Below are 9423 nucleotides of genomic sequence, written 5' to 3' on the forward strand. Positions count from 1 at the left end.
TGCGTACAGGCGCGAACAGGCCCGAGCCGAACAGGACGCCTGGGACGTCCAGCAGGCCCGCAACCCCGAGCCGGACACCGCGGACGGCGACCTGCTGTCCGAGCCCACCTACTGGGCCCGCCGTGCCGCCCGCCACCGCGCAGAACGCGCCCGGGCCGACCGCTCCGGCCCCGATCGCGCGAGTCCTGATGGCACCAGGCCTCCCATCGGTCGCTGGTGGGATCGCAACAAACCGGTGGTCAGCCGTGCCGAGGAGCAGGTTCACCAGCTCCTCGACGAGATCCTCCACCCGCCACCGTTCTGAGCTCGCACAACCCGGTGGCGTGCGTCATACATTGACCGACATCGATGGATTGCCTAGGGTTGGGCGCATGAGCACCCAGGTATCGGCGACCGCCGGCCCCCCTTCCCCCGCCGATCCCGACGCCCCGGTCGCCGCGCGGATGTCCTTCCTCGACCGCTACCTGGCCGTGTGGATCCTCGCGGCCATGGCTCTCGGGCTCCTGCTCGGGCGTCTGGTGCCCGGTATCGCCGAGGCGCTGGAGGCGGTCGAGGTCGGAGGAGTCTCGGTCCCCATCGCGGTCGGTCTGCTGGTGATGATGTACCCCGTCCTGGCCAAGGTCCGCTACGACGAGACGCGTCGCGTCACCGGGGACCGCAGGCTTCTCCTGCTGTCCCTCGCACTGAACTGGCTGGTCGGTCCCGCGCTGATGTTCACGCTGGCCTGGCTGATGCTGCCGGACCTCCCCGAGTACCGTACCGGCCTGATCGTGGTCGGCCTGGCCCGCTGCATCGCGATGGTGTTCATCTGGAACGACCTCGCATGCGGCGACCGGGAGGCTGCGGCGGTGCTCGTCGCGATCAACTCGGTGTTCCAGGTGATCGCGTTCGCGGGCCTGGGATGGTTCTACCTCCAGGTCCTCCCGGGCTGGCTGGGGCTGGAGACCACCACCGCCGGGTTCTCGGTATGGGCGATCGCGCTGAGTGTCCTCGTGTTCCTCGGTATCCCGCTGCTGGCCGGGTTCCTCACCCGGCACTTCGGCGAGAAGGCCAAGGGGCGGCAGTGGTACGAGGAGTCCTTCCTGCCCAAGATCGGTCCGTGGGCGCTGTACGGCCTGCTGTTCACCATCGTCGTGCTCTTCGCGTTCCAGGGCGACACCATCATCGGACGGCCTCTCGACGTGGCGCGGATCGCGCTGCCCCTGCTGGCCTACTTCATCCTCATGTTCGGCGGGAGCCTGCTCGCCGCCCGTGCTTCAGGCCTGAACTACGCCAAGTCCACCGCGGTCGCCTTCACCGCCGCGGGCAACAACTTCGAACTCGCGATCGCCGTGAGCATCGGCACCTGGGGAGTGGCGTCCGGCCAGGCGTTGGCAGGGGTGGTCGGGCCGCTCATCGAGGTGCCCGTGCTCATCGCGCTCGTGTACGTGAGCCTGTGGGCGGGCAAGCGTCTGTTCAAGGGTGACCCGACGGTCCCGAACGCGATTCACCAGGACATGTCGGCCTCCGGCCGCTCGCCTGAGGATGGTGCTCGATGACGCACCACGCTCCGGCGCGCCCCACGGTCCTGTTCGTGTGCAAGTCCAATCGTGGCAAGTCCCAGATGGCGGAGGCGCTACTGCGTCACGCGGCGGGGGACGCGGTGGAGGTCCACTCGGCCGGTACGCGACCCGCGCTGGGGCAGTCCCCCAACGCAGAGGCCGTGGTCGCGCTCGCCGAGCTCGGCGCCGACATGTCGGGCGGCACCGCGGCGGCGGTGGATCACGACATCATGCGCCGCGCGGACCGCGTCGTCGTACTCGGGACGGCCGCACGGCTCGAGCCCGTCGACGGGATGCGCTCGGCCATCGACGTCTGGGACACCGATGAACCGAGCGAGCGGGGAATCGACGGGGCGGAGCGGATGGCGCTGATCCGCGACGACATCGACGCCCGCGTGCGACGACTGTGGGCCGAGTTGAACGACCGGCCGACCGGTTCCGCCGACCGGGCCGGCAGTTCGCCTAACCCGTATACCACTCCGGCTCCTCGCCGAAGGTGAAGCCGCGGCCCGAGATCTGCTCCGGTGTGATCTCCACGAAGTTGTACTTGAGCGTGGGGATCCACGGCTTGAGGTCGAGTTCCTCGGCGCGGTTGATCTCAGCGAAGCTGTCGAGCCGTCGGGCTTCGCCCCGGACGACCACCGACCACGCCTCCTCGTCCTGGATGTGGTCGACCTGGAAGACCACGTCGGGGTGAACGGTGAGGCCGGCGAGCTTGCTGCCCTCCGCCGTGCGGAAGAAGATCCTGCCCTCCGTCGACAGCGCGTAGTTGACGGGGAAGATGTCGGCCCGCCCGCCCGAGACGGTGATCAGACGGCCGAGCGACTCGGTCGCCAGCAACTCGAGTGAGCGGCCCTCGTCGAATTCGGTGATCGGGTTGTGGTCCATGAAAATATTCTCCCAGGCTCCGGCCCGGTAAGGAAGACCATCGCGACCACGGACGGGGCCGCACCGGGTGACGGACGTCACTGCACGGCGGTCACCTGCGGACTCGCCCGGCAATCGGGTAACGATCCGGCGAAGGTAGATGCGGCAACCGGTCCACGTCATTACGGTGGTGAGTACCTATGAACCCAGGAGAACGAGAAGCACCCCGTAACCCTGATTCGTCCGACGCGGTTTTCCGCCCGCCCACGGCGGCAGACGGAAATCGCATGTGGGAGATCGCCCGCGACAGCGGAGTACTCGACCTGAACTCCTCCTATGCCTACGTGCTGTGGGGAGCGGAATTCTCCGAGAGTTCGGTGGTCGTCGAGGTCGAGGGCCGCGTGGTCGGCTTCGTCACCGGATTCCTGCGCCCCTCGGAGCCGGACACGATCTTCGTCTGGCAGGTGGGCGTCGACGCGGACCAGCGCGGTAAGGGTCTGGCCGCACGGTTGCTCCACAACCTCATGGACCGGCTCGCCGAGCGCGGCGTGGTCCGCCTGCGCACCACCATCAGCCCGGACAACGAGGCGTCCCAGCGCACTTTCGGCGCCGTCGCGCGCGATCGGGGCATGACGTTGTCCAGCGAGGACTACCTCGGCGCCAAACTGCTCGGTGACGGGCACGAACCCGAAGATCTCTACACGATTTCCTAACAGGGCGCCCGGACGCATCCGTCCGCCGCCGCCGCCCGACACCATTGTTGATGGAGTGATCACCACCATGACCGAAGCCACGCACGACGCCAATCTGGACACCTCGATCTTCTCCGACCGCGAATCCGAGGTCCGCAGCTATTCCCGCAACTGGCCGGTGGTGTTCGACACCGCGAAGGGTGCGAAGCTCACGACCGTCGACGGGGACGACTACCTGGACTTCTTCGGTGGCGCCGGCGCACTGAACTACGGCCACAACGACGACGACATGAAGAGCGCGCTGCTCGAGTACATCCAGCGCGACGGCGTCACCCACTCGCTCGACAAGTACACCGTCGCCAAGCGCGCCTTCCTCGAGACCTTCACCTCGACGATCCTCGAGCCGCGGGGGTTGGACTACAAGGTGATGTTCCCCGGGCCGACCGGGACGAACGCCGTCGAGTCGGCGCTCAAGCTGGCCCGCAAGGTCACCGGCCGCGAGGCCATCATCAACTTCACCAACTCGTTCCACGGCATGACCCTCGGGTCGCTGTCTGTCACGGGTAACTCCATGAAGCGCGCCGGTGCCGGGATCCCGTTGGTCCACGCCACGCCGATGCCGTACGACAACTACTTCGGCGGCGTGACCGAGGACTTCCAGTGGATGGAGCGCGTACTGGTCGACTCCGGTTCGGGCATGAACCGCCCGGCGGCCGTGATCGTCGAGTGCGTCCAGGGCGAGGGCGGTATCAACGCGGCACGCGCCGAGTGGCTGAGGGCCCTCGACGAGCTGTGCAAGCGCCACGAGATCCTGCTCATCGTCGACGACGTCCAGATGGGCTGCGGCCGCACCGGCGAGTTCTTCTCGTTCGAGTTCGCCGGCATCAAGCCGGACATCGTCACCCTGTCCAAGTCGATCGGCGGCTACGGCCTGCCGCTGGCGATCACCCTGTTCAACCGCGAGCTCGACGAGTGGACCCCGGGCGAGCACAACGGCACGTTCCGCGGCAACAACATGGCGTTCGTCACCGCCGAGGTGGCGCTGCGGAAGTACTGGTCGGACGACAAGCTGCAGAACCGCACGCTCGAGAACGGCCGGATCCTCCGCGAGCGCTTCTCCCCGCTGGTCTACAAGTACGAGGGCAAGCTCGAGCTCCGCGGCCGCGGCATGGCCTTCGGTATCGCCTTCCTGGAGAAGCCGGAGCTGGCCGCAGAGGTCATGGCCCGCTGCTTCGACAACAAGATGCTGGTCGAGACCGCCGGCCCGAGCGACGAGGTCGTCAAGTTCCTCGCCCCGCTCATCCTGACCGACGAGGAGCGCGACCGCGGAATCGAGATCTGCTACGAGGCCGTCGACCACGTCCTCGCCCAGCAGTACCTCTGAGCCCGCCCGGACCACCACACCTTCCCCGAGGAGGCACCACATGATCGTTCGCACCACCGCAGAGATCACCGACACCGACCGCCACATCAAGGGCAACAACGGCAACTGGGAGTCCAAGCGCATCGTCCTGGCCGACGACCGGGTGGGGTTCTCGTTCCACGAGACCACCATCGCCGCCGGAACGACCAACGACTTCCACTACGCCAACCACATCGAGGCCGTCTGGTTGACCCGGGGCAAGGGCACGTTGCGGGACCTCACGAACGACAAGGAGTACCCGCTCGAGGCGGGTTCGATGTACCTGCTCGACGGTCACGAGAAGCACCAGGTCATCGTGGAGGAGGAGATGCAGATGCTCTGCGTCTTCAACCCCCCGGTCGTCGGCGACGAGAACCACGACGAGAACGGCATCTACCCGCTCCTGCGCCTGCAGGACGACGGATCGGTCGTGCGCGAGAAGTAGGCCCCACACGCACCACCCGCGCCCTCCCCGGCCGAACCCGCTCCACCCGGAGCGGTGTCGACCGGGGAGTCGTGCGTGGGGGGTCGCGCGTCGGGTTCGGTCCGTTCCGGTCGCACACCCGGCCGGGCGGGAGGGCACACTGGTCGGGTGTCCACGATCGTGTTCCTCCACGCCCACCCCGACGACGAGACCTCGCAGACCGCCGGGATGATGGCCCTCGCCTCGCGCGGTGGTCACCGCGTCGTCACGGTCTTCGCCACCGACGGCGACCACGGCCAGCGACCCGACCACCTCGGGCCCGACGGCGACCTGGTCGACCATCGGCGCGGTGAGGCCCGGGCCGCGGCAGCGGTACTGGGTGTCGCCCGGATCGACTGGCTGGGGTACCGGGACTCGGGGATGACCGGCTGGGCCCAGAACGACGATCCGCTGTGCCTGCACAGCGCCGACACCGACGAGGCGGCCGGGCGGCTCGCCCGGATCCTCGACAGAGAGGACGCCGACGTCCTGGTGGGGTACGACCACCACGGGAACTACGGGCACCCGGATCACCTGGCCGTCCACCGCATCGCCCGCCGCGCGGTGGAGTCGGCGGCCCGTCGCCCGCGGTTGTTGGAGGCCACGACCAATCAGGACGCCCAGCTCGAGATGCTCGACAGCCCCGAGGCGGCGGAGTTCCTGGCGGCGTTCGCGTCCGGCGGCATGGACGTGGAGGAACTGCGCCGGATGATCCTCACCGGGGACGACGGGCTGCCGGTCGGGGTCCCGCAGTCGGAGATCGCGTGGGCGATCGACCTGCCCGCGGACGTCGTGGAGCTCAAGCGTCGCGCCATGGAGTGCCACGCCAGCCAGACCAGCGACATCGGCATGATGCTGGCCCTGCCGGAGAACGTCTACGCGGCGACGTTCGGAACCGAGTACCTCATCGAGCCGGGGTCCGACCAGTCGATGCGCCGCGGGTGGCCGTTCGACTGAATCGGCCGATCCGACCAGCCCCGATCCGACCAGCCCCGCCCCGATCCGGCCTTCAGGGCATGTCGAGCGCGCGGACCCAGTCGCCGTGGCCGTGCGCGGTGGCCAGGGGTCGCCCGTTGACGGCGACGACGAAGATGCCCTTGTGGCGCCGGATCGGTTCCGGGACCTGCTCGGCGACGTCGGGTAGGAGGGTCACCCCCTCCACGGAGATCCACACCGCGCCCGCGTCCCGGCAGAGATCGGTGACCCGGCGGACGAACTCGGCGCGGGCCGGGGGCTCGAGGTACCCGAGCACCGCGGTGTGGAACACCACCGGCGTGGACCCCGCGGGGCACGCCGCCACGGAGTCCTCCAGCTTCTCCACCAGGTCCCCCGTGATGATCCGAGGCGGGTCGGCGGCGGCGATGTCGAGCGCGGCGTCCAGGCGGGGGACACGCTCGGACTGCTGCCCGGGCCAGATCAGGCTGCGTAGCCAGGCCCGCGAGTCGGCGTGGGCGGGGTCGATCGGGGAGAGGTCCACCCCGCCTCGGTGGACGACGTCGGGCAGGGACTGCGGGCGGGGGACGCCGTCGCGCAGGGCGCAGTCGAGGACCGGGATGTCGGCGGCGGAGGCGGCCGTGTCCGATCCCACCGGTCGCAGCTCGTGGGTGGAGCCGCCGTCGAGCGCGTACCGGTAGGCGTACCGGTCCGGGTACAGGCACAGACCGGCGGAGGCTCCCATCTCCACCAGCGAGAGCGGGCCCGGGAGCAGCGAGAGGAACGGCAGGAGTACCGCGCACCGCTTGGCCTCGTTGGTCTGCGTGGAGTGGGTGAGGGCGATCTGTTCGATCCGCGTCCAGTGGGCGTGGACGAACTCCCGGAACGCCGGGTAGTCCTCGGTCTCGGGCGCGCCGGCGTGCCGGGCGGAGGCGAAGACCAGTGCGGGTTGTCGCTTGATCCGGGGCAGTCTCCCGATGAGTTCGCACGTCGCGGGGTCCCCGGCGATCCCCCGGGCCCATGCCAGGTAGACAGGGGTGCGGCCGCGGACCTCGAATTCGGCGAACTCGGCGTAGCGGGTGGGAACGTCGTCGACGTGCGCGGAGTCCATGCGGCCAGCGTGGCACACCGGGCGCCCCGGATCACCCGGATGTGCTGGCGCGGGGGCCGCCGACCGGCTATATTGGTGATGCATCAACCACTGGCCGCGACGACGACCGTAGGAGACCCCATGGCAGACGACACCGAGTTCATCGCAGCCAAGAACGCCTCGGAGGACGGTGAGTTCGTCCGCGACGCCACCTACATCAACGATCGGGTCGTGGCGGATCTCCCGCCGGGATCGGATCCGGTCGGGGAGAAGATCGGCGAGATGCGGTGGCCCGTCGAGGCCGGCCGGTACCGCCTGATGGCGGCCAGGGCCTGTCCCTGGGCCAGCCGCTCGATCATCGTCCGCCGTCTGATGGGCCTGGAGGGCGCCATCTCCATGGGACTGGCCGGACCGACCCACGACGTCAACTCCTGGGTCTTCGACCTCGACCCCGACGGCAAGGACCCGGTCACGGGCATGCACCGGCTCCAGGAGGCCTACTTCAACCGGATCCCCGACTACCCGCGCGGCATCACGGTCCCGGCCCTCGTCGACCTGCCCACCGGGTCGGTGGTGACCAACGCCTACCAGAAACTCAACTTCGATCTGCTCACGGAATGGTCGGCGTTCCACCGGGACGGCGCCCCGGACCTGTACCCCGACGAGCACCGCGACGAGATCGACGAACTGGACTCGTGGATCTACCCGACCGTGAACAACGGCGTGTACCGCAGCGGGTTCGCGGCCGAGCAGGGCGCGTACGAGCAGGCCTACGACGAGCTCTGGGCCTCGCTGGACAGGCTCGAGGAGCGGTTGACCACCCGTCGGTACCTCGCCGGTGACACGATCACCGTCGCGGACATCCGGCTGTTCACCACTCTGGTGCGTTTCGACGCGGTCTACCACGGCCACTTCAAGGCCAACCGCAACAAGATCACCGAGATGCCGGCCCTGTGGGGCTACCTGCGCGACCTGTTCCAGACGCCCGGCTTCGGTGACACCTGCGACTTCCCGCAGATCAAGGAGCACTACTACAACGTCCACCGCGACGTGAACCCCACCGGAATCGTGCCCAAGGGGCCGGACCTCGCGGGCCTCCTCTCCCCGCATCACCGCGAGGAGTTGGGTGGCCGCCCGTTCGGCGCCGGCACCGCCCCGGGTCCGATCGAGGACCCGTCCGAACGGGTCCCGGAGGGGCACGGAGCAGGCTAGTCCGGGTCCGTGGGCCTAGACTGGCTCGCTGTGAACCCGGCCCCGTCCGAACTCGGTCGCTATCGACGAAGCGCCCGGCAGTTCCTCATGTTCGGGATCGTCGGCGGGTCCGGGATGGTCGTCAACATGATCGTCACGGTCCTGATGAACAGGGCCAACGGCGGGACCCAGAACGCCCAGGACATCCTGTTCCCGTTCTCCGGCACGGAGTACAACTTCCGCTTCACCACGCTGGTGTGGATCGTGGCGTTCCTGGTGGCCAATGTCTACAACTTCATGCTCAACCGGCACTGGACCTTCGGTAAGGGACACAAGGCGCCGGTCATGCAGGAGTTCTGGCCGTTCCTGCTGGTGGGATCGGTGGCTGCGGCCGCGGGGATCTTCATCAAGCTGGCCTTCACCAACCCCACCTCCCCGCTCTACCTGCCCGAACCGTGGTGGCACGAGGACGCGGGGATCCACTCCCGGGAGTACTGGAGTCAGCTGTTGACGATCCTCATCACGATGCCGATCAACTTCGTCGTCAACAAGCTCTGGACGTTCCGCTCCGTCCGTCGCCGTCACCACGCCCGCTCCACCGCGGACGCGGTGGTCTAGGAGGTCGGTCGTGGAGTCCTCGCCACTCGTCCTGTGGTTCGACCTGATGGGCGTGTTCTTCTTCGCGTTGTCCGGGAACCTGTTGGCGGCGCGGAAGGACATCGACATCACCGGTGGTCTGGTGCTGGGGCTGCTCGCCGGCCTGGGCGGCGGCATCATCCGCGACGTCCTGCTGGGCGTCACGCCGCTCGCGCTGTCGCAGCCGGTCTACCTGGTCCCCCCGGTGGTCGCAGCGATCGTGGTGTACCTGCTCGGCTCGCTCATCCACCGGGTGCGGACGCTGATCGTGACGTTCGACGCCGCCGGTCTCGGGCTGTTCTGCACCTTCGGCACGGCCCGGGCGCTGGACCACGGGATGCCGATCGCGTCGGCGCTGCTGCTCGGCGTGGTCACCGCAGTGGGCGGCGGTCTCCTGCGCGACGTGGTGGCCAACGAGATCCCGGCGGTGTTCAGCGGCTCGAACCTGTACGTCATCCCGGCGGCGACGGGGGCCGCCCTGACGGCCGTCGCGGTGGGGACCGACACCTGGGGGCCGGTCGCCGCGACCGTCCTGTCGGCGCTGGTGTTCGCCTTCCGGATGGTGGCATGGCGCCGCGAGTGGCGCGTCCCGGCGCCGGTGCGAAGCT

11 protein-coding genes and 1 pseudogene are annotated in these 9423 nt (G+C 68.8%); 10 read left to right on the forward strand and 2 right to left on the reverse strand.

What is annotated here, in order from left to right; translation table 11 throughout:
• The 3 genes and pseudogenes from G6017_RS01590 to G6017_RS01600 form a co-directional block, all read left to right on the forward strand.
• Window positions 1–304, forward strand: a pseudogene (locus G6017_RS01590) (HNH endonuclease signature motif containing protein); the annotation flags it as partial.
• Between the two features lie 67 nt (window positions 305–371).
• Entirely contained in the window at window positions 372–1538 is a 1167-nt protein-coding gene (gene arsB / locus G6017_RS01595; RefSeq protein ID WP_182610110.1) for an ACR3 family arsenite efflux transporter, read from the forward strand.
• Window positions 1535–2041 (forward strand): arsenate-mycothiol transferase ArsC, encoded by a 507-nt coding sequence (locus G6017_RS01600; protein ID WP_182615586.1) that lies wholly within the window; start codon window positions 1535–1537, stop codon window positions 2039–2041. Before arsB ends, G6017_RS01600 begins: the two co-directional genes overlap by 4 nt.
• On the opposite strand, the gene G6017_RS01605 is transcribed toward G6017_RS01600, so the two are convergent.
• On the reverse strand, window positions 2004–2429 hold the full coding sequence (locus tag G6017_RS01605) for a pyridoxamine 5'-phosphate oxidase family protein (RefSeq protein WP_182615588.1): 426 nt from the start codon (window positions 2427–2429) through the stop codon (window positions 2004–2006). The two genes, G6017_RS01600 and G6017_RS01605, sit on opposite strands and share 38 nt — an antisense overlap.
• A 179-nt stretch (window positions 2430–2608) precedes the next feature.
• Between G6017_RS01605 and ectA the strand changes: the two genes are divergently transcribed.
• From ectA to G6017_RS01625, 4 genes are all read left to right on the forward strand, one after another.
• Complete coding sequence (ectA, locus tag G6017_RS01610; protein WP_182610112.1) at window positions 2609–3121, forward strand: diaminobutyrate acetyltransferase; 513 nt, start codon at window positions 2609–2611, stop codon at window positions 3119–3121.
• 67 nt (window positions 3122–3188) lie between these two features.
• The gene (gene ectB / locus G6017_RS01615; protein WP_182610113.1) at window positions 3189–4484 is read left to right on the forward strand and encodes a diaminobutyrate--2-oxoglutarate transaminase; all 1296 of its coding nucleotides are present in this window, start codon (window positions 3189–3191) and stop codon (window positions 4482–4484) included.
• Between the two features lie 40 nt (window positions 4485–4524).
• Window positions 4525–4947 (forward strand): ectoine synthase, encoded by a 423-nt coding sequence (locus G6017_RS01620; RefSeq protein ID WP_179523620.1) that lies wholly within the window; start codon window positions 4525–4527, stop codon window positions 4945–4947.
• Between the two features lie 147 nt (window positions 4948–5094).
• On the forward strand, window positions 5095–5922 hold the full coding sequence (locus G6017_RS01625) for a PIG-L family deacetylase (RefSeq protein ID WP_182615590.1): 828 nt from the start codon (window positions 5095–5097) through the stop codon (window positions 5920–5922).
• A 52-nt stretch (window positions 5923–5974) separates the two neighbouring features.
• On the opposite strand, the gene G6017_RS01630 is transcribed toward G6017_RS01625, so the two are convergent.
• Window positions 5975–7009 carry a DUF2332 domain-containing protein gene (locus G6017_RS01630; protein WP_182615592.1) on the reverse strand — a complete coding sequence of 345 codons (1035 nt, stop codon included), beginning with the start codon at window positions 7007–7009 and terminating at the stop codon, window positions 5975–5977.
• Between the two features lie 120 nt (window positions 7010–7129).
• On the opposite strand from G6017_RS01630, the gene G6017_RS01635 reads away from it, so the two are divergent.
• The 3 genes from G6017_RS01635 to G6017_RS01645 form a co-directional block, all read left to right on the forward strand.
• Entirely contained in the window at window positions 7130–8200 is a 1071-nt protein-coding gene (locus tag G6017_RS01635; protein ID WP_179523617.1) for a glutathione S-transferase family protein, read from the forward strand.
• 30 nt (window positions 8201–8230) lie between these two features.
• On the forward strand, window positions 8231–8797 hold the full coding sequence (locus tag G6017_RS01640) for a GtrA family protein (RefSeq protein ID WP_259844393.1): 567 nt from the start codon (window positions 8231–8233) through the stop codon (window positions 8795–8797).
• Between the two features lie 10 nt (window positions 8798–8807).
• Window positions 8808–9423 (forward strand): TRIC cation channel family protein (locus G6017_RS01645; protein WP_182615593.1); only part of this gene is annotated, 616 nt, incomplete at its 3' end.

The sequence above is a fragment of the Dietzia sp. B44 genome (assembly GCF_014145245.1).
Taxonomy (GTDB): domain Bacteria; phylum Actinomycetota; class Actinomycetes; order Mycobacteriales; family Mycobacteriaceae; genus Dietzia; species Dietzia natronolimnaea.